The sequence below is a fragment of the Streptomyces sp. NPDC044063 genome (assembly GCF_056434285.1).
Genome location: NZ_JBWKFM010000028.1, coordinates 31,547 through 52,964, shown reverse-complemented (window position 1 = coordinate 52,964; position 21,418 = coordinate 31,547). Strand labels below are relative to the sequence as shown.

The 21,418-nt window shown below is 71.2% G+C and carries 22 protein-coding genes; 10 read left to right on the top strand and 12 right to left on the bottom strand.

Going from position 1 to position 21,418, the window contains the following annotated elements:
* Positions 1-141: 141 nt before the first annotated feature.
* Together AC07BS_RS27960 and AC07BS_RS27955 are read right to left on the bottom strand one after the other, a co-directional pair.
* Positions 142-1,056 carry a hypothetical protein gene (locus AC07BS_RS27960; protein ID WP_478643064.1) on the bottom strand — a complete coding sequence of 305 codons (915 nt, stop codon included), beginning with the start codon at positions 1,054-1,056 and terminating at the stop codon, positions 142-144.
* A 243-nt stretch (positions 1,057-1,299) separates the two neighbouring features.
* Positions 1,300-2,166 carry a trypsin-like serine peptidase gene (locus AC07BS_RS27955; RefSeq protein ID WP_478934860.1) on the bottom strand — a complete coding sequence of 289 codons (867 nt, stop codon included), beginning with the start codon at positions 2,164-2,166 and terminating at the stop codon, positions 1,300-1,302.
* A gap of 212 nt (positions 2,167-2,378) precedes the next feature.
* On the opposite strand from AC07BS_RS27955, the gene AC07BS_RS27950 reads away from it, so the two are divergent.
* The 6 genes from AC07BS_RS27950 to AC07BS_RS27925 all read left to right on the top strand — a co-directional run bounded on the left by AC07BS_RS27950 (position 2,379) and on the right by AC07BS_RS27925 (position 9,435).
* Positions 2,379-3,752, top strand: a complete 1,374-nt coding sequence (locus tag AC07BS_RS27950; RefSeq protein WP_478934859.1) for a M14 family metallopeptidase — start codon at positions 2,379-2,381, stop codon at positions 3,750-3,752.
* A 231-nt stretch (positions 3,753-3,983) separates the two neighbouring features.
* The gene (locus AC07BS_RS27945; protein WP_478934858.1) at positions 3,984-4,568 is read left to right on the top strand and encodes a hypothetical protein; all 585 of its coding nucleotides are present in this window, start codon (positions 3,984-3,986) and stop codon (positions 4,566-4,568) included.
* 131 nt (positions 4,569-4,699) lie between these two features.
* The gene (locus tag AC07BS_RS27940) at positions 4,700-5,989 is read left to right on the top strand and encodes an alanine racemase (protein WP_478643074.1); all 1,290 of its coding nucleotides are present in this window, start codon (positions 4,700-4,702) and stop codon (positions 5,987-5,989) included.
* A gap of 80 nt (positions 5,990-6,069) precedes the next feature.
* Positions 6,070-7,713, top strand: coding sequence for an N-acyl-D-amino-acid deacylase family protein (locus AC07BS_RS27935; protein WP_478934857.1), 1,644 nt, complete (start codon positions 6,070-6,072; stop codon positions 7,711-7,713).
* A gap of 64 nt (positions 7,714-7,777) precedes the next feature.
* Entirely contained in the window at positions 7,778-8,989 is a 1,212-nt protein-coding gene (locus tag AC07BS_RS27930) for a pyridoxal phosphate-dependent aminotransferase (protein ID WP_478934856.1), read from the top strand.
* Between the two features lie 59 nt (positions 8,990-9,048).
* A complete protein-coding gene (locus tag AC07BS_RS27925; RefSeq protein WP_478934855.1) occupies positions 9,049-9,435 on the top strand; it encodes an SCO4983 family protein in 387 nt (128 codons plus the stop codon).
* Positions 9,436-9,494: 59 nt separating this feature from the next.
* Here AC07BS_RS27925 and AC07BS_RS27920 read toward each other — a convergent pair whose 3' ends face one another.
* From AC07BS_RS27920 to AC07BS_RS27890, 7 genes are all read right to left on the bottom strand, one after another.
* Entirely contained in the window at positions 9,495-9,971 is a 477-nt protein-coding gene (locus tag AC07BS_RS27920; protein ID WP_478934854.1) for a hypothetical protein, read from the bottom strand.
* An 81-nt stretch (positions 9,972-10,052) separates the two neighbouring features.
* A complete protein-coding gene (locus AC07BS_RS27915) occupies positions 10,053-10,277 on the bottom strand; it encodes a DUF397 domain-containing protein (RefSeq protein WP_478934853.1) in 225 nt (74 codons plus the stop codon).
* A 133-nt stretch (positions 10,278-10,410) separates the two neighbouring features.
* Entirely contained in the window at positions 10,411-11,229 is an 819-nt protein-coding gene (locus AC07BS_RS27910; RefSeq protein ID WP_478934881.1) for a helix-turn-helix domain-containing protein, read from the bottom strand.
* A 14-nt stretch (positions 11,230-11,243) separates the two neighbouring features.
* On the bottom strand, positions 11,244-11,753 hold the full coding sequence (locus AC07BS_RS27905; protein ID WP_478934852.1) for a DUF6879 family protein: 510 nt from the start codon (positions 11,751-11,753) through the stop codon (positions 11,244-11,246).
* Positions 11,740-11,982, bottom strand: a complete 243-nt coding sequence (locus AC07BS_RS27900) for a hypothetical protein (protein WP_478934851.1) — start codon at positions 11,980-11,982, stop codon at positions 11,740-11,742. Before AC07BS_RS27900 ends, AC07BS_RS27905 begins: the two co-directional genes overlap by 14 nt.
* A gap of 121 nt (positions 11,983-12,103) precedes the next feature.
* Entirely contained in the window at positions 12,104-12,541 is a 438-nt protein-coding gene (locus tag AC07BS_RS27895) for a hypothetical protein (protein WP_478934850.1), read from the bottom strand.
* 370 nt (positions 12,542-12,911) lie between these two features.
* Complete coding sequence (locus AC07BS_RS27890; protein WP_478643082.1) at positions 12,912-14,750, bottom strand: phosphoenolpyruvate carboxykinase (GTP); 1,839 nt, start codon at positions 14,748-14,750, stop codon at positions 12,912-12,914.
* 268 nt (positions 14,751-15,018) lie between these two features.
* Between AC07BS_RS27890 and trhA the strand changes: the two genes are divergently transcribed.
* Together trhA and AC07BS_RS27880 are read left to right on the top strand one after the other, a co-directional pair.
* Positions 15,019-15,732, top strand: a complete 714-nt coding sequence (gene trhA / locus AC07BS_RS27885) for a PAQR family membrane homeostasis protein TrhA (protein WP_478643085.1) — start codon at positions 15,019-15,021, stop codon at positions 15,730-15,732.
* A gap of 416 nt (positions 15,733-16,148) precedes the next feature.
* On the top strand, positions 16,149-16,784 hold the full coding sequence (locus AC07BS_RS27880) for a TetR/AcrR family transcriptional regulator (protein ID WP_478643088.1): 636 nt from the start codon (positions 16,149-16,151) through the stop codon (positions 16,782-16,784).
* Positions 16,785-16,836: 52 nt separating this feature from the next.
* Here the strand turns inward: AC07BS_RS27880 and AC07BS_RS27875 are convergent, their stop codons facing one another.
* The 3 genes from AC07BS_RS27875 to mca form a co-directional block, all read right to left on the bottom strand.
* Complete coding sequence (locus AC07BS_RS27875; protein WP_478643091.1) at positions 16,837-18,864, bottom strand: thioredoxin domain-containing protein; 2,028 nt, start codon at positions 18,862-18,864, stop codon at positions 16,837-16,839.
* Between the two features lie 61 nt (positions 18,865-18,925).
* Entirely contained in the window at positions 18,926-19,153 is a 228-nt protein-coding gene (locus tag AC07BS_RS27870; protein ID WP_478643093.1) for an RAMP4 family protein, read from the bottom strand.
* A gap of 4 nt (positions 19,154-19,157) precedes the next feature.
* Entirely contained in the window at positions 19,158-20,027 is an 870-nt protein-coding gene (gene mca / locus AC07BS_RS27865; RefSeq protein WP_478643096.1) for a mycothiol conjugate amidase Mca, read from the bottom strand.
* Between the two features lie 168 nt (positions 20,028-20,195).
* On the opposite strand from mca, the gene AC07BS_RS27860 reads away from it, so the two are divergent.
* On the top strand, positions 20,196-20,606 hold the full coding sequence (locus AC07BS_RS27860; protein WP_478934849.1) for a DUF4307 domain-containing protein: 411 nt from the start codon (positions 20,196-20,198) through the stop codon (positions 20,604-20,606).
* 225 nt (positions 20,607-20,831) lie between these two features.
* Positions 20,832-21,332, top strand: a complete 501-nt coding sequence (gene greA, locus AC07BS_RS27855) for a transcription elongation factor GreA (RefSeq protein ID WP_478643101.1) — start codon at positions 20,832-20,834, stop codon at positions 21,330-21,332.
* Positions 21,333-21,418 lie beyond the last annotated feature (86 nt).

Genomic DNA, 21,418 nt, shown 5'->3' with positions numbered 1-21,418 from the left:
GGCGGACGCTACGGACGGGAACGGACGGGGACGGACGGGAACGGCGGGACGACAGGGAGCGCGGGTCGGACGACAGGGTCGTCGGGGACGGCCGGAAGCCGGGACAGCCAGGACGGCCGGGAAGCCGCGGGGACCGCCCGCTCAGCGCCCCGCCCCCACAGCCCTCGGCGGCGCCGGCGCGCCCGGTGGACCGATGGCATGGGCGTGAGCATGCGCGCGGTCCCGGTCACCCCGCGCCACAGGGGCGCGGCAGAAACCGCAGCGGTCGCCGATGAGGTCCAGGCCGCACCAGTGGCACTCGTCCCGGCGTACGGACGAGACCAGTTGGTACAGCACGGACGGGTCGGGGATGGCGGCGGCGAACTCGACGGCCCGGTGGGTGCCCCACCAGCGCCGGGACTCGGCGGGCAGGGGCTGGATCTCCTGGACGCCCTGGACCCGCCAGTGCGGGGCCAGGGCGCCGGTGACCCAGTCCTCGCCCCTGGGGGGCCGGGAACGGGCCACGGTCATGCGGGTGGCGAAGGAGGGGCCGGCGGGGGGCTCGCCCGCTCCGGCGCGGACCAGGTGCGGCACGGGGCTGACCACGACGCCGAAGCGCGCGCCGGGCAGGAGCGCCGCCGCGTGCGTACCGAGCCCGACCTCGACGCGGTCGAGCCGGGCGACGGAGGCGAGTTCGGCGCCGGCGTGGATGTAGTGGGTGAGCAGCCGGGCGGCGCAGGCGAGGACGCCGGGGCCGAGGTCGGAGACGGACAACTGGCGTAACTGGCGGGCCAGTACGGCCACGGCCAGGGGCGGCAGGGCGATCGGCAGCAGCGCGATGCGGTCGCTCTCGAGCACCGCGCGCACGGCGTGGAGGCGGTGCGCGAAGGCGGCCGGGAGGGACTCGGGGTACAGGACGACGAGGTGGCCGTGACGTTCGACGAGGGCGGCCGCCTCGGCGACGGCGGCGTCCAGCGGCTGGGCCTCGGGGGGCTGGAGCACGGCGGCGGCCGGAACGGAGCCGCCGGGCAGCGGCAGCACCAGGTCGGAGCTGGTGACCGCTATCGCAATCGGCACGTCGGCTTCCCCGTTCACTCCGGCCGCGGGGGCGTGAGGCGGTCACGGATCGATTCCTGCCCGGTGCTTGGTGCCTCCGCACTTTATCCACGAATGGAGCGGCTGAGAACCGTTCCCCGTTCTTTGCCCCACGAGCCGGTGGCACGGCCCGGCGCCCCTTGACGAACCTCGACGAACGGCCCCCGCGCCCGGCCGGTGGCCGGACGCGGGGGCAGGGGCGGCGAAGGGCGCGCGGGCGGCCGGTCAGCGGACCCCCGCGACCTCCTCCTCCGTCGGCTTCGGCAGCTCGCAGCCCGGCAGGTCCAGGTCGAGCTTGTTCCCGGCGGCGAAGCACTTGGTGATGCCGTACGTCTGCTGGGCGTAGTTGATGCCCCGGCGGACCGTGACGTTGCCGTTCTCGTCGACCTCGCACGGGTTGTTCATCGTGCAGCGCTCGCCGCTCTCGTTGCCCGTGTTGTTGACGGCGACGACCTTCCCGGTGGACGTGTCGACGACGGGCGAGCCGGACGTGCCGCCTATGGTGTTGCAGGAGGGCGTGTAGCGCAGCGAGTCCTTCCAGGTCCAGTCGCCCTCGCGGAGCTCGTGGACGAACCCGTCGACGTTGCACGAGTAGATGCGCTTCCAGTAGCCGGAGACGACCTTGATGGACGATCCGGCCGCCGGGCGGTCGGCCGACAGGCTGAGCGCGTTGATGCCGTACTGCTGCTTGATCTTCCCGTAGGTGGTGTTCAGCTCGTACAGCGAGACGTCGGTGTCGGTCATCGTGGCGTACGCGACCTTGGTGGCGCGCAGCGTGGCGACGCGGCCGGCCGTGCCGTTGAGCAGGCTGAAGGTGCGGCTGGACGGCTGGTCGGTGATGACCTCGCCGGCGCCGGGCATGCCGGTCTCCAGGCAGTGGCCGTTGCTCATCACCAGCGCGGGGTCGCCGTCGGCCGAGCCGGGCAGCCGGATCAGCGAGCCGGAACAGTTGCTGAGCGCGACGGTGCCGGCGAAGTCGACCGCCTTGGTCTTCGCGGGCGCGGGCGCGGCCGCCGCTGGCGCGATACCGGCCCCGACGCCGGCTCCGGAGAGCAGCAGCGTCGTGAGCGCACCGACGAGAGGTCGTCTCATGGGGGGTGGTCCTCTCAGATCAAATGCCCATCAGTTTTGACGTGTGCATTGTTGAGGTCGCCGGGACCGGACAGCAATCAACCGGTCTGAAGTGCCGGGGAAGTTGGCCTGATTCACCCATCCGGCCTCTTGACCCGTGCATGTCAGCAATCGAACACTGAAAAGGCTCACCCCCCACATTCGTCGCACGAACGGGCCCCTCAGGAGGTCTCATGCGACCCCCCACCCCCCACCACCCCCGCGGACGGAACGGCAGACTTCTGACCGCCGCCGTCGCCGGCCTGCTCGCCCTGGCCGCCGCCGCACCGGCGTCCTCCGGCAGCACGCCCGGCCCCGGCACCGCGGAACACACCGACCGCACCCTCGCGTACGAGGTCACCGGCCCCCGTACGGCGGCCCAGCGCACCGCCGTCGCCGCGACCGGGGTGTCCGTCGACGCCGTGCGCCCCGGCTCGATCGTGATCACCGCGGACCCCGGACAGGCAGAACGCGTCCGCCGGATGGGCTACCGGCTGCGCGTCCTGCCCGGCCCGCCCGACCGGAGCGCCGGACTGAAGCCCACACCGTTCGACTTCCCGCCCGCGGACGCGAAGTACCACAACTACAAGGAGGCCATGGCGGAGATCGACGCCGACATCGCCGCCCACCCCTCCCTGATGAGCAAGCAGGTCATCGGCAAGTCCTACGAGGGCCGGGACGTCATCGCCGTGAAGATCGCCGGCAACGGGACCGCGACGGCTCCCGCCGGCGCACCGGCCGACGCGGCCAGGCCCGAGGTGCTCTTCACCGCCCATCAGCACGCCCGCGAGCACCTGACCGTGGAGATGGCGCTCTACCTGCTCAAGGAGTTCGGCACGCAGTACGGCAAGGACCCGCGCGTCACCAAGATGGCCGACAGCCGCGTGATCTGGGTCGTGCCCGACCTCAACCCGGACGGCGGCGAGTACGACATCGCCTCCGGCACGTACCGCAGCTGGCGCAAGAACCGCCAGCCCAACACCGGTTCGTCCTCCCGGGGTACCGACCTCAACCGCAACTGGAACTACAAGTGGGGCTGCTGCGGCGGTTCCTCCGGCAGCACCGGCTCCGAGACCTACCGGGGCTCCGGGCCCGAGTCGGCCCCCGAGGTGAAGGTCGTCTCCGACTTCGTGCGCGGCCGGGTCGTGGACGGAAAGCAGCGGATCAAGGCCGCCATCGACTTCCACACCTACAGCGAGCTGGTGATGTGGCCGTTCGGCTGGACGTACGACGACACGGCACCGGGCATGACGCAGGACGACCGTGACGCCTTCGCCGCGGTGGGTACGTCCATGGCCCGCAGCAACGGCTACACGCCGGAGCAGTCCAGCGACCTGTACATCACGGACGGCACGATCGACGACTGGCTGTGGGGCGACCAGAAGATCTTCGCCTACACGTTCGAGATGTATCCGTCGTCCGCCGGCGCCGGCGGCTTCTACCCGCCGGACGAGGTCATCGACCGCGAGACGGCGCGCAACCGCGACGCGGTGCTCCAGCTGCTGGAGAACGCGGACTGCATGTACCGCTCGATCGGCAAGGAGCAGCAGTACTGCGCCGCCACCTGACGGCGCCACCTGACACCGCCCGCGGGGCCGGTCCGACCGGGCCGGTCCCGCACCCGTTCCGCGCCCGTCCCGCACCCGTTTCGTGGCGCTTGCGTACCGGTTCCGCCCCGGAGCCGTACCGTCCGCGCAACAGGCCCCGTCACGATTGGATCTCGCCGCTCCCCCTGATGTAGAACACATCGTCGATCGAGCATGATCACGACAAAATTCCGACACGGGGGAAGTACCACCATGCGCTCAACTCGCCACGTCATCGGCGCCGTCGCCCTGGCCGCCGCGCTCGCCGGCGGCCTGACCGCCTGCGGTCCGGAGGAGGACAAGAGCGCCGGCTCCTCGGGCTCGGGCGCCTCCGCGGCGGCGAAGCCGTCGAAGGGCTCCGGGAAGGCGGACGGCGCCAAGGGCGACCACTCCGGCCACGAGGGCCACGAGGGCCACGGCGAGGACGACTGCGGCAAGCCGCCGGCGCCGCCCACCGGCTTCAAGATCATCGAGGTGGGCCTCCACCGCGACATCAGCGTCGTCGAGGCCTTCGACACCAAGCCGGTGTGCACGCCGAACGACTGGATCTACCACGGCGACGGCGGCACCCCCAAGGGCTACAAGCTCCCGGCCGACATCAAGGCCGAGCTGTCCACGGGCTCCGGCTCGCACAAGAAGGTGACCCGCGAGGAGCTGTCGAAGCACATCGACGCCTGCCTGCGCAACGACTACAGCCAGATCAAGGAGCCCTACTCCTGCCACGGCAACGTCTACGAGGTCACCCTCAACGACAAGGGCGACACCATCAAGACGATGCGCGAGCGCTGGTCCGTCTGACCTTTTGCATGCGTTCCGTACCTTAGGTCCGTTGACCCCATCCGGACCGGAGTGTTAAACAGCCGCGAGCGCCTCCCACATCCAAGGGTGTGGGTGGTGCGGGTGTTGCACACGATCCGACGGGAGACCCCATGGCCCCCATAGCCGACGACGCCGTCGACCGCCTCGCCGGAGAACGGCTGGACCACCGCTTCAAGGGGCTGCCCCCGGACGCGGACGGCCGGACCGTCGGCGAGCTGGCGGCCGAGCGCCGGTCGCTGTTCACCGGCGGCTTCACCACCCCGGTGCTGGCCCTCTCCGCCGAGGCGCTCGACCACAACCTCGCGGTCATGGAGCGCTACGCCGCCGGGCACGGCCTGGCGTTCGCCCCGCACGGCAAGACCTCCATGGCCCCGCAGCTCTTCCGGCGCCAGCTGGAGCACGGCGCGTGGGGCATCACGGCCGCCACCCCCGCGCAGGTCCGCGTCTACCGTGCCTTCGGTGTGCGGCGGATCTTCCTCGCCAACGAGGTCGTCGACGCCGCCGCGCTGCGCTGGCTGGCGGGCGAACTGGCCGCCGACCCGGAGCTGCGGATCATCACGTACGTCGACTCGGTGCGCGGCGTCGAGCTGATGGACGCCGCCCTGCGCGACGCGGGCGCGGGCCGCCCGCTGGACGTCGTCGTCGAGCTGGGCGCGGCGGGCGCCCGTACGGGCGTCCGCGACGAGGCCCGGGCCGAGGCCGTCGCGGACGCGGTGGCCGCCACCGGCACCCTGCGGCTGGTCGGCGTCGCCGGCTACGAGGCCGAGATCCCGGACGCGGACACCGCGCTCGTCGACGCGTGGCTGCGCCGGCTGACGGGGCTGGCGGTCGCCTTCGACGAGGCGGGCCGCTTCGCCGGGGTCGAGGAGATCGTGGTGAGCGCGGGCGGCAGCGCGTGGTTCGACGCCGTCGCGAGCGTCTTCGCTGAGCTCCCGCCGCTGTCCGCGCCGGTGCTCAAGCTGCTGCGCTCCGGCGCGTACGTCACGCACGACGACGGGCAGTACCGCCGCAAGACCCCCTTCAACCGCCGCCCCGACGAGGGCGCCCTGCAGCCCGCGTTCCGGCTGTGGGCCCAGGTCGTCTCCCGCCCCGAGCCCGGCATGGCCTACGTCAACGCGGGCAAGCGCGACGTCTCCTACGACCTCGACCTCCCCGAACCCCAGGTCATCCGCTCCGCCCGCGACGGCTCCCTCCGCCCCGCCACCGGCCTGACGATCACCCGCCTCGCCGACCAGCACGCCTTCGTCTCCCTCACGGGCGAGGAGGCGGAACGCCTGGAGGTCGGCGACTGGGTGGGCCTGGGGCTGTCGCACCCGTGCACGGTGTTCGAGAAGTGGCCGCTGATTCCGCTGGCGACCGAGGCCGGAACGGTCACGGACTACGTGCGGACGTTCTTCTAGCCTTGTCCTCACACGCCGGACGGGCTGAAAACAGCCCGTCCGGCGTGTGAGGACCGTGGGCGGGGTGGGGAGAGGCCCTCATGGACCTCGTCATCCGCAACGCCCGCGTCATCGACGGCACCGGCCGCCCCTCCTACCGCGCCGACGTCGCCGTGACCGAAGGCCGGATCGCCCGGATCCACCCCGAGCGCGGTGCCGGCCCCCGCCCCTCCGCCCGCCGCACCCTCGACGCCACGGGCCTGGCGCTGAGCCCCGGCTTCATCGACATGCACTCCCACAGCGACCTGGCCCTCCTGCGCGACCCCGCGCACGTGGCGAAGGTCGCGCAGGGCGTGACGCTGGAGGTGCTCGGCCAGGACGGTCTGTCGTACGCGCCGGTCGACGGGCGGACGCGGGCCGAGGTGCGTACGGCGATCAGCGGCTGGAACGGCGACGGCGCGGACGTCGACGCCGGCTGGCACACGGTCGGCGCGTACCTCGACCGGCTCGACCACGGCTTCGCCGACGAGGGCATCGGCGAGGGCATCGCGGTGAACGCCGCGTACCTCGTGCCGCAGGGCACGGTCCGGATGCTGGCCGTCGGCTGGGAGGACCGGCCGGCCACGCCCGCCGAGCTGGCCCGGATGCGGCGCCTGGTGGCGGAGGGGCTGGAGCAGGGCGCGGTGGGGATGTCGTCAGGGCTGACGTACACGCCGGGGATGTACGCGGACGACGCGGAGCTGACCGCGTTGTGCCGGGTGGTGGCGGCGTACGGCGGCTACTACTGCCCGCACCACCGTTCGTACGGGGCGGGGGCGCTCGCCGCGTACGCGGAGACGGTGGCCGTCGCGCGGGCGGCGGGCTGCGCGCTGCACCTGGCGCACGCGGTCATGAACTTCGGGGTGAACGAGGGGCGCGCGCCCGAGTTGCTCGCGCTGCTGGACGCGGCGCTCGCGTCGGGCGCGGACATCACCCTCGACACCTATCCCTACACGCCGGGCTGCACCTCGCTGGTGGCCCTGTTGCCGGGGTGGGCGCACGAGGGCGGGCCTGAGGCGGTGCTGGGCCGGCTGCGGGACGCGGCGGCCGCCGAGCGGATGCGGCACGCCCTGGAGGCCGAGGGGTCGGACGGCTGTCACGGGGTGCCGGTCGACTGGGACACGGTGGAGATCTCGGGGGTGGGCTCGGCGGGGCTCGCCGGCCATGTGGGCCGGACGGTGGCCGCGGCGGCGCGCGAGCGCGGCGAGCGGCCCTGGGACACGGCCCGCCGGCTGCTGGTCGAGGACCGGCTGGGCACGACGATCCTCCACCATGTGGGGGACGAGGGGAACGTGCGCGCGATCATGCGGCATGTCGCCCACACGGGCGGGAGTGACGGGATTCTGCACGGCGCGAAGCCGCACCCGCGCGCCTACGGCACGTTTCCGCACTACCTCGGACGGTACGCACGGGAGCTGGGCGTGCTCCCGCTGGAGGAGTGCGTGGCGCATCTCACGTCGCGGCCCGCGCTGCGTCTGGGGCTGTCCGACCGGGGGCTGATCCGGCCCGGAAACATCGCCGACCTGGTGCTCTTCGATCCGGACACGGTCGCCGCCGGCGCCACTTTCGAAGCCCCTCGGGGCCTTCCGACCGGCATTCCTTATGTCCTGATTGCCGGACGCTTTGCGATGGAAGACGGCCGGCGGACGGACGTACTGGCGGGGCGCACGGTCCGGCGCTCCGGCGCGGCCCGGCGGGGGGCGTGAGGGCGGCGCGAGGCCCGTGGGAAAGGGCGCGCGGCCCGTGGAGCGGCCCCGTAGGGTGGCCGTCATGCAGGTGATCCAGTCAACGAAACTCGCCAACGTCTGCTACGAAATCCGTGGCCCGGTGCTCGAGGAGGCCATGCGGCTGGAAGCGGCAGGTCACCGCATCCTCAAGCTGAACACCGGCAACCCCGCGATCTTCGGGTTCGAGTGCCCGCCCGAGATCCTCGAGGACATGCTGCGCAACGTCGGCGACGCGCACGGCTACGGCGACGCCAAGGGTCTGCTCTCGGCCCGGCGCGCGGTGGTGCAGCACTACGAGACCAAGGGCATCGAGCTGTCCGTCGAGGACGTCTATCTGGGCAACGGCGTCTCCGAGCTGATCCAGATGTCGATGCAGGCGCTGCTGGACGACGGCGACGAGGTCCTCGTCCCGGCCCCGGACTACCCGCTGTGGACGGCGTCGGTCTCGCTGGCGGGCGGCACGGCGGTGCACTACCGCTGCGACGAGCAGTCGGACTGGATGCCGGACCTGGCCGACATCGAGCGGAAGATCACCGACCGCACCAAGGCCCTCGTCATCATCAACCCGAACAACCCCACGGGCGCGGTCTACGACGACGAGATGCTGCGCGGCCTCACGGAGATCGCCCGCCGCCACAACCTGATCGTCTGCTCCGACGAGATCTACGACAAGATCCTCTACGACGGCGTCACCCACACGCCGACCGCCGCGATCGCCCCGGACCTGCTGACGCTGACCTTCAACGGCCTGTCCAAGTCCTACCGCGTCGCCGGCTACCGCAGCGGCTGGATGGCGGTCTGCGGCCCCAAGGCCCACGCGGACAGCTACATCGAGGGTCTGACGATCCTGGCGAACATGCGGCTGTGCGCCAACATGCCCGCCCAGTACGCGGTGGCCACCGCCCTCGGCGGCCGGCAGTCGATCAATGACCTGGTGCTCCCGGGCGGCCGGCTGCTGGAGCAGCGCGACGTGGCGCACGAGCTGCTGACCCGGATCCCGGGCGTGACGTGCGTGAAGCCGAAGGGCGCGCTGTACGCGTTCCCGCGCCTGGACCCCAAGGTCTACAAGATCAAGGACGACCGGCAGATGGTGCTGGACCTCCTCCGCACCGAGAAGATCATGGTCGTCCACGGTACGGGCTTCAACTGGCCGGAGCCGGACCACTTCCGCCTGGTCACGCTGCCGAACGCCAAGGATCTGGCGGACGCGGTGACCCGGATCGGCAACTTCCTCGACGGCTACAGCCAGGTCTAGACAGTTTTAGACACGGTCTAAGTTAGGATGGCCTTCAGAGGTAACTCAGGAGGCCATCCATGTACGAGCCGATACGCACCAGATCGGTCCACGCACACGGGCCCCACCGCTCCCGCCAGGAGGAGCTGGACACCCGACTCGCCGAGCACCTGACCGCCCTGCTCACGGTGACGGACGAACTGCGGGCCCTGACGCCGGCACCGTCCCTGGACGAAGCGGCCGGACGCCTGACCGCCGAGATCGAACGTCTGACCGGCCACACCCCGCTGCGGGCGACCCCGACGACGGCATCCTCCGCACCGGCCGCGCTCCACCAGCGGGCGCACATGCTCGCGGGGCAGGCGCTGGTCGTCGCGACGCAGCGCGGCGACGCGCGGGGCGCGGCGCTGGCGTCGGAACGGTTGCGGACGCACGCGGCGGCACTGGGCATCACGGACCGGATGTAGCGACTTCCGGGATCAGCGTGACGGAACGGGGCACTCCCCTCTTTCGAAGAGCGCCGTCGTCACGCGTGGGCCTGACCGGCTGGACAGAGGAGCCCGGGCGCGGCGCGGTTGGGCGAACACGTCACGAGGGCGACCGAGTGGAAGACGGTGCCCGTCAGATAGTGGCCGAGGGACACGTCCCCTCCCCAGGTGAGACGTTCGACCGCGGCCTTCACCAGGAGAACCAGCCTGGTCGCCTCCCGATCCTGCTCGGAGGCGAAGCGGGGTGCGAATTCGGTGACCTGGAGGCCGAGCCATTCGCCGGCGTCCTGGGGCTCCTCCCATGTCCCCCGGATCATCGAGGGTGGTTTCATCAGCCAGTGCGCCGTCTGGATCGGCGGCACGTCGGAGGTCGGGAACACGGCCACGGTCTCCCGGTACCGGTCGACCACGTCCTTCTCGCTGGTCGCCGTGGGGGCCTGGCCGGGCGGTCTGCGGATGCTCTCCTTGTCGAACGTCTTCTTCTCCCCGAGCCACGCGTAACCGTGATGGTGCACCGCTGCTCCGTTCCATGGGGTGGCGACGGCCCCGCCCGTCGGCGCGCGGGCAGGGCCGTCGGTTCAGGTGGCGCGGGTGGTTCAGGCGGACAGTTCGAAGCGGGCGGGGTCGATGCCCGCCGCGTTCAGCTCCGCCGTGGTGAAGCGCAGCGGCTCGGCGCCCGGGCGCTTGCTGTCGCCCATGGCCCACGCGTCCGGCCCGATCTTCGCCAGCGTCACGCACGCCTCGCCGTCCGGATGCGTGTTGCCGCCGCATGCCTTGGCGAACTCGGCTCCCTCGACCGGGAGCTTGTACAGGTCGGTCATCGTCGTGTCCTTCCTGATCTGTCCGACAGCCGCTGAGTACTCGCACCCGTTGGTCCCGGCCGCCATCGCGTACTCCTTCGCTGCCGTCTGTGGGTGTCAGCAGCCGATGGTGTCCGAGTCGGGGCGCCAGGATCTAGCTGGTTTCCTGTTCGTGAAAGAAGTCGTCCCGGATGGCCTCGACGACGGCTTGCATGTCGGCGCCGTAGACAGCGGCTGAGGCGAACCGCTCGAACGTCTCCGTGTACTGCTGAATGTCTCTCGGCTCCCGCGTGCTGACCTCCGAATGGAATGTCTCCACAATGACCAGCCGATCGTCATGCAGGCTGAAGCACGTCATCGGGAAGTCCGGCATCAAGCCGGACAGCGGGATCACGCCGAGCCTGACGTTGGGCAATCGGGACAGGGACAGCAGTCGGTCGAGTTGCAGCGCCATGACGACGGGCATGCAGATGCGCCATCTCAAGACGTGCTCACAGATGAGGAAATCGAAGGTCCGGCGTGGTTCGTAGAGCACAGCTTGACGCTCAAGCCGTGCGGCTACCGTCCTGGCCTTGGATTCGTCGGACAAGCCCGGCGGCAGGGAGAAGATGGCGGAGGCGTACTCCGGTGTCTGGAGCAAGCCGGGGATCAGTTGCCCCTGAAAGAGCCGGAGAACGGTTGTCCGGGCCTCGATGGCCTTGATCGCCTTCTGGTGTTTCCAAGGCCCCATGCGGCGCAGCACACGCCATGCCGTCGCCTCGGTGGCCTCGGCTCTCGCCGCGTCCAGGAAGTCGGCCTTGGCCGCTTCCGAGATGCCCAGCGCGGTCAGGATCAAGTCGGTGTCGGTAACGCTGGGCAGGACCTTGCCCGTCTCGATCTTTGAAAGCTTCCCTGCGGACATGGCTGCCCTGCGGGCGACGGTCTCACCGGTGAGTCCCGATGCCGTCCTGAGCGCCCGCAGAGCAGTTCCCAGTTCCGTGCGCCGGCTCAGTGGTGCGTGCTCCAGTACTCCGCGAACGGAACGGCGTGAGCCGAGGCAATGTCCCGGTACTGCCGATACTCGGCGAGCCGACCCGGCGGCAGGAGCTCGGCTCCCAGGAACTGCCCGCCCTCCGTGTAGTGCATCCGGTAGACGTCGGCATCATCGAACAGCCAGAAGTCGTGATCCGGGAGACCTGCCACATCCCTCTCCGACAGGTCGATGATTCCGATGGATTCACCGGCCGTGATGTTCCCGGGGTATGCCGACAGCTCATAGCGGAGGTAGTCGGTGAGTGGCGACCGAAGGACGTGCACTCGGGACACGGACTTCCCTCGGTCGGTCATGGACCGTACCCATGGATTGTCATGCCACTCGGGCGGCATCGGCTTGCCTTCCAGGAAAGCCTCGAACTCTTCCCGCTCGTCCTCGACGTCGTAGACGGCGAGGGTCTCCAGTCGGAACGCCGAGTGCTCGAAGCTGTCGAACAGCCGGCCGAACTCCTCACCGCTGAGCACGGAAGTACTCCTCCAGGACGGCGGCCGGAACCAGGACGGCGGTCTCCCCTTCGGGCAGGTCGAGCTGGGCCAGCCGTTCGGGGTCGGTGACGACGTACCCCTGAACCACGTAGCTTCCCGCGTCCTCCGTCGCCCACAAGGTCGGGCACGTACCGTTCTTGCAGTCCGGATCACCCGACAGCTTCCGCAGCATTCCGTCGCCCCCTCGCATCGGTGGTGCGTCCATCATGTCGATGCTCCCGATGCGGTTACGGCACGGTCAAGGACTGATCCTTTCCAGAACACGAAAGTCCCTCCGGCTCTCCCGCCTCAGGGCACCGTGGAGAACCTGACGTGTAACGCCTCGCCCCCTACCCGCATGGGCTCGGCGACCCGCTGACCACGGCGCGCTCACCGGCGCGGAGCGCTGCTCGCACCGCCGCGGCGCCCAGTACGGCAGCAGGAGGAGATACCTCCGTCCCGCCCTCGGCGGCGGCTTCTTCCGCCCGCTCCCGGCAGCAGGCCGGGCACAGAGCCTCCCCCTCCACCGGGCGGAACAGGCGCGACTGGACGTGGTCGCCCTGGCATTCGCGCATGCTCGCCACGCGTGGCTCGGCCGGGGCGTCCGGGACGGTGCTCTGCTCGGTGAACGACGGCGCTGGTGGCATCTTGCGCATCAGACGGTTGCGGACCAGGGCCGCCGCCGAGTGAACGCGTTCGGGAAGCCCCAGCGTGAGCGCCTCACGCAGGTCGGTCAGCGAGGCACCGCGCAGGAACCACTCGGCGGCCAGCGGCGCCAGTCCCGCCACTTCCCGCCCCGTCAGGCGAAGTCGCCGTTCGCGGTGCGAGACATGGGAGAGCGCCAGGGCGCCGCGCTCGATCAGTTGGGAGGCCTTAGCTCCAGGCGGGTGTAGACCCCCTTCGCTGGTTACCCCCGGCGTCGGGGGTCGCTTCGTTCACGGTGCGAAGCAACCCGATTACGCCGCGACCGTAGCGCATCTCCCCGCACGGACGCGGCCCTTCCGGCCGATCGTCCGTCCGAAGGACCACGGGTCGCCGTTCAGCCGGGTCCTGGCTTTCGGAGTGCGTCGTCCCCCGTACCGTCGCCGCTCCCCGGCCGGGCGGTGAGACCACGACGGCCGGGGCGGGCGGATGGGCGGATGGGCGGATGGGAAGACGTCAGCCCAGCCGCTGCACCAAGGCGCGGTACTCGTCCCACAGCTCCTTCGGCGTGTGCTCACCGAAGGTCTCCAGGTGCTGCGGCACCAGACCCGCCTCCTCGCGCCACACCTCGCGGTCGACCGACAGCAGCAGGTCGAGGTCGGCGTCGGCGATGCGGAGGCCGTCGGTGTCGAGGGCCTCCTTCGTCGGCAGGACGCCGATGGGGGTCTCGACGCCCTCGGCGCGGCCGTCGAGGCGCTCGACGATCCACTTCAGCACGCGGCTGTTCTCGCCGAAGCCGGGCCAGACGAACTCCCCCGCCGCGTTCTTGCGGAACCAGTTGACGTAGTAGATCTTCGGCAGCTTCGACTGGTCCCGGTCGGCGCCGACCTTGATCCAGTGGCCCATGTAGTCGCCCATGTTGTAGCCGCAGAACGGCAGCATGGCGAACGGGTCGCGGCGCAGCTCGCCGACCTTGCCCTCGGCGGCGGCGGTCTTCTCGGAGGCGACGTTGGCGCCGAGGAAGACGCCGTGCTGCCAGGAGAAGGACTCGGTCACCAGCGGGACGGCCGTGGCGCGGCGGCCGCCGAAGAGGATGGCCGAGATCGGCACGCCCTTGGGGTCCTCCCACTCCGGCGCGATGGTCGGGCACTGGGAGGCGGGCACGGTGAAGCGGGCGTTGGGGTGGGCGGCGGGCGTGTCGGCGCCGGGGGTCCAGTCGTTGCCGCGCCAGTCGGTCAGGTGGGCGGGCTTCTCCTCGGTCATGCCCTCCCACCAGACGTCGTCGTCGTCGGTGAGGGCGACGTTGGTGAAGACCGCGTTGCCCCAGAGGGTCTTCATGGCGTTGGCGTTGGTGTGCTCGCCGGTGCCGGGGGCGACGCCGAAGAAGCCGGCCTCGGGGTTGATGGCGTAGAGGCGGCCGTCCTCGCCGAAGCGCATCCAGGCGATGTCGTCGCCGATGGTCTCCACGGTCCAGCCGGAGATCGTGGGCTCCAGCATGGCGAGGTTGGTCTTGCCGCAGGCGGAGGGGAAGGCGGCGGCGACGTACTTGGGCTCGGCCGCGACGGACGCCGGCGGGGTGAGCTTGAGAATGAGCATGTGCTCGGCCAGCCAGCCCTCGTCACGGGCCATCACCGAGGCGATGCGCAGGGCGTAGCACTTCTTGCCGAGCAGGGCGTTGCCGCCGTAGCCGGAGCCGTAGGACCAGATCTCGCGGTCCTCGGGGAAGTGCGAGATGTACTTGGTGGAGTTGCACGGCCAGGGGACGTCGGCCTCGCCCTCGGCGAGCGGCGCGCCGAGGGTGTGGACGGCCTTGACGAAGAAGCCGTCGTCGCCGAGCTCGTCGAGGACGGCCTGTCCCATGCGGGTCATGGTGCGCATCGAGACGGCGACGTAGGCGGAGTCGGTGATCTCGACGCCGATGGCGGAGAGCGGCGAGCCGAGCGGGCCCATGCAGAAGGGCACGACGTAGAGGGTGCGGCCGCGCATGGAGCCGCGGAAGATGCCGCCCTGACCGTCCTTGCCCGCGAAGATCTCCCGCATCTCGGCGGGGGCCTTCCAGTGGTTGGTCGGACCGGCGTCCTCCTCCTTGGCGGAGCAGATGAACGTGCGGTCCTCGACGCGTGCCACGTCGCTGGGGTCGGAGGCGGCGTAGTAGGAGTTCGGGCGCTTGACCGGGTCGAGTTTCCGGAACGTGCCCTTGGCCACGAGCTCCTCGCACAGGCGCTCGTACTCGGCCTCGGAACCGTCGCACCAGACCACACGGTCCGGCTGGGTGAGGGCGGCGATCTCGTCGACCCAGGAGATCAGCTCCTGGTGGTTGGTGGGGGTGGTGGGAGCCGCACTGGTGCGCGCCACGATCGCTCCGTTCCGCCGGGACCCGCGTGCCCGGCGTCAGATGGTTGAGGGTGGAGCGGTCCCTGCCGACGATGTCCGCAAGGTCCGCCTCTGCACATGTATGCCCCTTGGGGGCTGCGACCCAGACGCTTCGTGACCGCTCATCCGGTGCCGCCCGCACTCATTTGATCATCCGACTACTCATCCGATCTGTCCAGGGGGCACCCCCGTGAGCATCACCACGTGATACCTGTCCGTAACCTACGGTCCCGTAGGTAGCATGACGGCCATGACTCCCGCGCCCGACGCAGCGCAGCTCGCGCTCTCCGCGCCTTCCGCGCCCACCCCGCCCCCCGCGCCGGACCTCCCCGCGAAGCCACGGTTGCGCGGCTGGCTGCACGCCGGGATGTTCCCCGCCGTGCTGATCTCCGGCGTCCTGCTGACCGCCCTGGCCGACAGTCCGCGCGGGCGGGTGGCCTGCGCCGTCTACGTCCTCAGCGCCTGCCTGCTGTTCGGCGTGAGCGCGCTCTACCACCGCGGCGACTGGAGCCCGCGCGCCACCGCCGTGCTGCGCCGCCTCGACCACGCGAACATCTTCCTGATCATCGCGGGCACCTACACACCGCTGACGATCCTGCTGGTGCCCGGCGGCCGGGGCGAGGCGCTGCTGTGGGCGGTCTGGGCGGCGGCCGCCGCGGGGATAGCCTTCCGCGTCTTCTGGGTCGGCGCCCCGCGCTGGCTCTACACGCCCTGCTACATCGCGATGGGCTGGGCCGCCGTCTTCTTCCTGCCCGACTTCCTGCGCAAGGGCGGCATCGCCGTCCTCGTGCTCGTGATCGTCGGCGGCCTCCTCTACTCGGCGGGCGGCGTCATCTACGGCATGAAGCGCCCCAACCCCTCACCCCGGTGGTTCGGCTTCCACGAGGTGTTCCACTCACTGACCCTGGCGGCCTTCGTCACGCACTACGTCGGCATCTCGCTCGTCGCCTATACGCACGCCTGATACACGCACGCCCGAGACGCCGCTCCGCCCGCCCGGGAGCCGGGTGCCGCGCGCCGGCACCCGGCTCCCGTGCATTCGACCCCCGTGCACCCGGCTCCCGGGCACCCGGCTCCCGGGCGCCGGTCGTGGCCGGGAGGCCACGGCCACCCGCCAGGTCAGGCCCCCCACCCCGGCCAGCACCACGGCGACCACCGCCACCTCGCCCAGCAGCACATAACCACCGACGCACAACACAGCGGTCAGCAGAGCCGCAACCGTCATGACCCACCCCTTTCGGAACTGACGACGAGTCACCTGCCCCGCACACGGGGTCACACACCCCGCCGGCCATCAGAGCCCCGTCAACGACGGCCCGGGCCGCCCCTCGGGGGCCGCCCCGAAGGCCGCCCCCGAAGGCCAGGGGCCGATGACCGAGAATGCTGCCCATGGCCTCAGCACAGACGTCCTCCGGCGCGCGGCCCGCCCCCCGGCTGGGGCTGCGCGAACGGAAGAAGATCCAGACCCGGCAGGCGATCCGCCGCGCCGCCTTCCGGCTGTTCGCGGAACAGGGGTACGACGCCACGCCGGTCGACCGGATCGCCGAGGCCGCCGACGTCTCCCCCAGCACGGTCTTCCGCTACTTCCCCACCAAGGAGGACATCGTCCTCGACGACGGGAAGAAGCCGCTGCTGGAGGAGGCCATCCGGGCCCGCCCCGCCGGCGAGCCGCCCGCCGAGGCCGTACGCGCCGCCCTGTGCGGCGTCCTGCGCGAGGCCATGGAGAACGACCTCGACGAGCTCCGCCAGCGCACCCGCCTCATCCACGAGGTGCCGGCGCTGCGCGGCCGGGCGGCGGAGAGCATGGTGGCCACCGGCCGCATGCTCTGCCGCGTCCTCGCCGAGCGCACCGGCCGCTCCCCCGACGACCTGGAGCTGCGGGTGGCGGCCGCCGCGGTCCTCGCGGCCATGCAGGAGACGATGATGCACTGGGTCGACCACGGCCAGCCCGCCGACCTGCTGCTGCCACTGGCCGACCGGGCCCTGGGCACCCTGGCCCGGGGCCTCACCCCCTGAAACAGAGGCCTCACCCCCTGAAACAGAGGCTTCAGCCCCTGAGACAGAGGCTTCAGCCGCCCAGCCGGGCCGCCAGCGCCTTCGGGTCCGCCGTCGGCGCGTCGCAGGTGAAGCGGCGGCAGACGTAGGCCGCCGGGCGGCCGTCGAGCAGCCCCCGGTCGCGCAGCAGCGGCACCTCGTCCGCGCCCGGCTCGCCCACCGCGACGGCCAGGCCGGGCGCGGTCGACAGCAGCGCCGTGTGGTGCAGCTGCCGGGTGACGGGGTGGTCGGCGGGGCCCACGACGGCCACCTCGCGGGGCCCGTCCAGCAGGGCCTCGGCGACCGCGAGCCCCCAGCTGACGAAGCGCGGCGCCTTCGGGCCCAGGGTGCGTACGACGCCCAGCGCCCGCTCGGCCGCCTCCCGGTGCGCGGTGCCGCCGGTGTAGGCCGCGTACGTCAGGAGGGCGCCGGCCGCCGCCGTCCAGCCCGAGGGTGTGGCGTTGTCGGTGGGGTCCTGCGGGCGGCGGATGAGGATCTCGGCGTCGTCGGCCGTGTCGAAGAGGGCCCCGTCGATGTCGGTGAAGTGCACGAGCACGGCGTCCAGCAGCAGCCCGGCGAAGTCGACCCACACCCCCTCGCCGGTGACCGAGGCCAGGGTGAGGAAGCCCTCGGCGACGTCCGCGTAGTCCTCCAGGACGCCCGCGTGGCCGCCCGCCACGCCGTCGAGCGAGGTGCGGTCCAGCCGGGCGTGCCAGTCCATGTGGACGCGGACCAGCAGGTCGGCGGCGTCCGTGGCGGCCTGGATCAGGTCCGGGCGGTCGAAGTAGGCGCCGGCCTCGGCGAGCGCGGCGATCGCCAGGCCGTTCCAGGCGGCCACGACCTTGTCGTCGCGCCCCGGCCGGGGGCGCTCCGCGCGGGCGGCCAGCAGCCGCTCCCGTACGGACGCGATCCGCGCGGCGTCGGCCAGGAGGTCGGTGTCGGGCAGCCGCAGCACCGACGAGCCCTGCTCGAAGGTGCCCTCCTCGGTGACGCCGAAGTACTGGGCCGCGAGCGCCGCGTCCTCGGCACCGAGGACCTCGCGCAGCTGCCGGGGCGTCCACACGTAGTAGGCGCCCTCGACGTGCCGGCCCGTGCCGTCGTCGCTGTCGGCGTCCAGGGCCGACGCGAAGCCGCCCTGGGCCGTGCGCAGTTCGCGGATCATGAAGTCCGCGGTCTCCAGGGCGACCCGGCGGGCGAGCCCGGAGCCGGTGGCCCGCCACAGGTGCGCGTACGCCCGGCAGAGCAGGGCGTTGTCGTAGAGCATCTTCTCGAAGTGCGGCACGATCCACTCGGCGTCCACCGAGTACCGGGCGAAGCCTCCGCCGAGCTGGTCGTAGATGCCGCCCCTGGCCATGGCCTCGCAGGTCGCGGCGGCCATCTCCAGGGCCGCCTCGGAGCCCGTGCGCACATGGTGGCGCAGCAGGAACTCCACCGTCATCGCCGGCGGGAACTTCGGGGCGCCGCCGAAGCCGCCGCGCGTGGCGTCGAAGTCGCGGGTGAGGCCGAGCAGCGCGCCGTGGAGGTCCTCCGGGCCGGGCGGCGCGGAGGTGTCCACGGCGAGGGTCCGCTCGGAGAGATCGCGGACGATGCGCCGGGCCACCTGCCCGACCTCGTCGCGGCGGTCGCTCCAGGCGGCCCGTACGCCGTCGAGCACCTCACGGAAGGACGGCATGCCGTGCCGGGGCTCGGGCGGGAAGTAGGTGCCGAAGTAGAAGGGCTCGGCGTCGGGGGTGAGGAAGACGGTCATGGGCCAGCCGCCCTGGCCGGTGGCGGCCTGGACGGCCTCCATGTAGACCGCGTCGACGTCGGGCCGCTCCTCGCGGTCGACCTTGACGGCGACGAAGTGGGCGTTAAGCAGCTCGGCGGTGGCCGGGTCCTCGAACGACTCGTGCGCCATCACATGGCACCAGTGACAGCTGGAGTACCCGACGCTCAGCAGCACCGGCACACCCCGGCGCCGGGCCTCGGCGAAGGCCTCGGGCGACCAGGGCCACCAGTCGACCGGGTTGTCGGCGTGCTGGAGGAGGTACGGGGACGTCTCGTGCGCCAGGCGGTTCGGCATGGTCCCCATCCTTACCCACCGGCACGCCGGGAGGGCGCTACGGCACCCGGGACGGCCGGGGTCAGGCCGTCCGCTCGGCCTGACCGCCCTCGCCGGGCTCCGGCGCCTCCTCGAAGTCCACGCGCTTCATGTGCTTGTTCATGCTCTTCATGAGCAGCCACACGGCTCCGCCGATCACGGCGAAGACGATGAAGCCGAGCACACCGGGCGTGACCTTGTTCTTGTCCAGCTCCTCGGCGGCGAAGGGCACGAGGTGGGTTGCGGCGAGGGTTGCAGTCGCGCTCATCATGGGGTCAATTGTTGCGGATACCCGCGAAGAGGTCGTCCTCGGGGAGGGAGGTGTCGACGAGAGACTTCGCGAGCTCGTACTCCTCCGTCGGCCACACCTCGCGCTGGATGTGCATGGGCACCTTGAACCAGCCGCCGTCGGGGTCGATCTGCGTGGCGTGGGCGATCAGGGCCTTGTCACGGATCTCGAAGAAGTCGGCGCAGGGCACGAAGGTCGTCAGGGTGCGCTCGCGGCCCATCTCGTTCCAGCGCTCCAGCCACTCGCCGTAGGGGGAGTCCAGGCCGCGCTCGATCAGCGCGTCGTGCAGCGCCTGGGTGCGCGGGCGGTTGAAGCCCTGGTTGTAGTAGAGCTTCTGCGGCTGCCAGGGCTCGCCGGCCTCGGGGTAGCGCTCGGGGTCGCCCGCGGCGTCGAAGGCCACCATCGTGATCTTGTGGGTCATGATGTGGTCGGGGTGGGGGTAGCCGCCGTTCTCGTCGTACGTGGTGACCACGTGCGGACGGAACTCGCGGATCAGCTTCACCAGCCGGCCGGCCGCCTCGTCGACGTCCTGAAGGGCGAAGCAGCCCTCGGGCAGCGGGGGCAGCGGGTCGCCCTCGGGAAGGCCCGAATCGATGAATCCCAGCCATTCCTGCTTGACGCCCAGGATGTCGCGGGCCTCGTCCATCTCCTTGGCCCGGACCTCGTGGATGTGCTCCTCGATGTAGGGGTCGCCCTGGAGCTTGGGGTTGAGGATGGAGCCGCGCTCGCCGCCCGTGCAGGTCGCGACCAGCACGTCCACCCCCTCGGACACGTACTTGGCCATCGTGGCCGCGCCCTTGCTCGACTCGTCGTCGGGGTGGGCGTGAACGGCCATCATTCGCAACTGCTCAGTCAAGGCTCGATCCTCAGTCACTGGTCTGGGCCCCTCCATCGGTGTCCGGGGGCGCCTCCTATAGTGACCGAAGCGGGCGGGTTTTCATTCCGGGTTCGCGGGACGAAGCGCCCGGCCGGTGAGCGAACCGCCCGGAACCGGCCCTACCGGCCCTACCAGGAGGAACGATCGATGGCTGCGGACCGCGGAGCCCTGCCCGAGGGCCGCTACGGCCGCTCGGCGGACGAGCGCGCCGACCGCAAGCTGAAGATCGTCGGGGCCGTGCTGGGTACGGCGCTGCTGGGCTTCATCGGCTGGGCGGGTGTGCATTACGTCACCTCGACCGACGGCAGCACGCAGCTGCTGCGCTCCAAGCCGCTCGACGACCACACCGCGCAGGCGGTCCTGGAGATCCGCAAGGGCAAGGACGAGGCGGTCGTGTGCACGATGCGCTCCCTGGGCGCGGACGGTGCCGAGGTGGCCCGCAAGGACTTCCGTTTCGACCGTGACGCCACGCATTTCACCGAGCGGGTCACGCTGCGTACGACCGCGCACGCCGCGGCCACCGAGCTCGAGGGCTGCCGGACCGAACAGCGCGGCTGAGCGACTCCCGCGGCGGTTCGAGGGGGTCATCACCGACCCGCTCTGACCTGCATTGACGTGATTCTTGCGCAGTTTCTCCCCTTTACTTCTTCCCCCTTTACGGACGTAATTGTTAGGCTCGTGGTTTCGCCCACCTTTGAAGGTGCACCCTTCTGAGGAGGGCGTTCATTTGTATCGAGATGCCTACACCGGCAATCTCACCCCCAGTACCGACGAGGAGCACCTGTGACCCAGACCAGCGACAACGTCACCTGGCTGACTCAGGAGGCGTACGACCAGCTCAAGGCCGAGCTGGAGTACCTGTCTGGTCCCGCTCGCACCGAGATCGCGGCGAAGATCGCCGCGGCCCGCGAGGAAGGTGACCTGCGAGAGAACGGCGGTTACCACGCGGCCAAGGAGGAGCAGGGCAAGCAGGAGCTCCGCGTCCGCCAGCTCACCCAGCTGCTCGAGTCCGCCAAGGTCGGCGAGGCCCCGGCCGTCGCCGACGGCGTGGTGGCGCCCGGCATGGTCGTGACGATCGCGTTCGACGGCGACCCCGACGACACCCTCGCGTTCCTGCTGGCCTCCCGCGAGTACGCCAGCTCGGACATCGAGACGTACTCCCCCCAGTCCCCGCTGGGCTCGGGCGTCAACGGCAAGAAGATCGGCGAGGACGCGCAGTACGAGCTGCCCAACGGCAAGAAGGCCATGGTCCGCATCCTCGAGGCCAAGCCCTACCAGGCCTGAGCCACCGGACACGGCGGACGCCGAGGCCCCGGCCCCCTTCGCGGGGGCCGGGGCCTCGTGCCGTACGGGCGCCCCGCGCGGCCGGC

Coding starts and splice junctions, on each gene's coding strand:
- AC07BS_RS27955 (WP_478934860.1), bottom strand. CDS start 2,166: ATGAGACGACCTCTCGTCGGTGCGCTCACGACGCTGCTGCTCTCCGGA.
- AC07BS_RS27950 (WP_478934859.1), top strand. CDS start 2,379: ATGCGACCCCCCACCCCCCACCACCCCCGCGGACGGAACGGCAGACTT.
- AC07BS_RS27945 (WP_478934858.1), top strand. CDS start 3,984: ATGCGCTCAACTCGCCACGTCATCGGCGCCGTCGCCCTGGCCGCCGCG.
- AC07BS_RS27940 (WP_478643074.1), top strand. CDS start 4,700: ATGGCCCCCATAGCCGACGACGCCGTCGACCGCCTCGCCGGAGAACGG.
- AC07BS_RS27935 (WP_478934857.1), top strand. CDS start 6,070: ATGGACCTCGTCATCCGCAACGCCCGCGTCATCGACGGCACCGGCCGC.
- AC07BS_RS27930 (WP_478934856.1), top strand. CDS start 7,778: ATGCAGGTGATCCAGTCAACGAAACTCGCCAACGTCTGCTACGAAATC.
- AC07BS_RS27925 (WP_478934855.1), top strand. CDS start 9,049: ATGTACGAGCCGATACGCACCAGATCGGTCCACGCACACGGGCCCCAC.
- AC07BS_RS27915 (WP_478934853.1), bottom strand. CDS start 10,277: ATGACCGACCTGTACAAGCTCCCGGTCGAGGGAGCCGAGTTCGCCAAG.
- AC07BS_RS27900 (WP_478934851.1), bottom strand. CDS start 11,982: ATGATGGACGCACCACCGATGCGAGGGGGCGACGGAATGCTGCGGAAG.
- trhA (WP_478643085.1), top strand. CDS start 15,019: ATGACTCCCGCGCCCGACGCAGCGCAGCTCGCGCTCTCCGCGCCTTCC.
- AC07BS_RS27880 (WP_478643088.1), top strand. CDS start 16,149: ATGCTGCCCATGGCCTCAGCACAGACGTCCTCCGGCGCGCGGCCCGCC.
- AC07BS_RS27875 (WP_478643091.1), bottom strand. CDS start 18,864: ATGCCGAACCGCCTGGCGCACGAGACGTCCCCGTACCTCCTCCAGCAC.
- AC07BS_RS27870 (WP_478643093.1), bottom strand. CDS start 19,153: ATGATGAGCGCGACTGCAACCCTCGCCGCAACCCACCTCGTGCCCTTC.
- AC07BS_RS27860 (WP_478934849.1), top strand. CDS start 20,196: ATGGCTGCGGACCGCGGAGCCCTGCCCGAGGGCCGCTACGGCCGCTCG.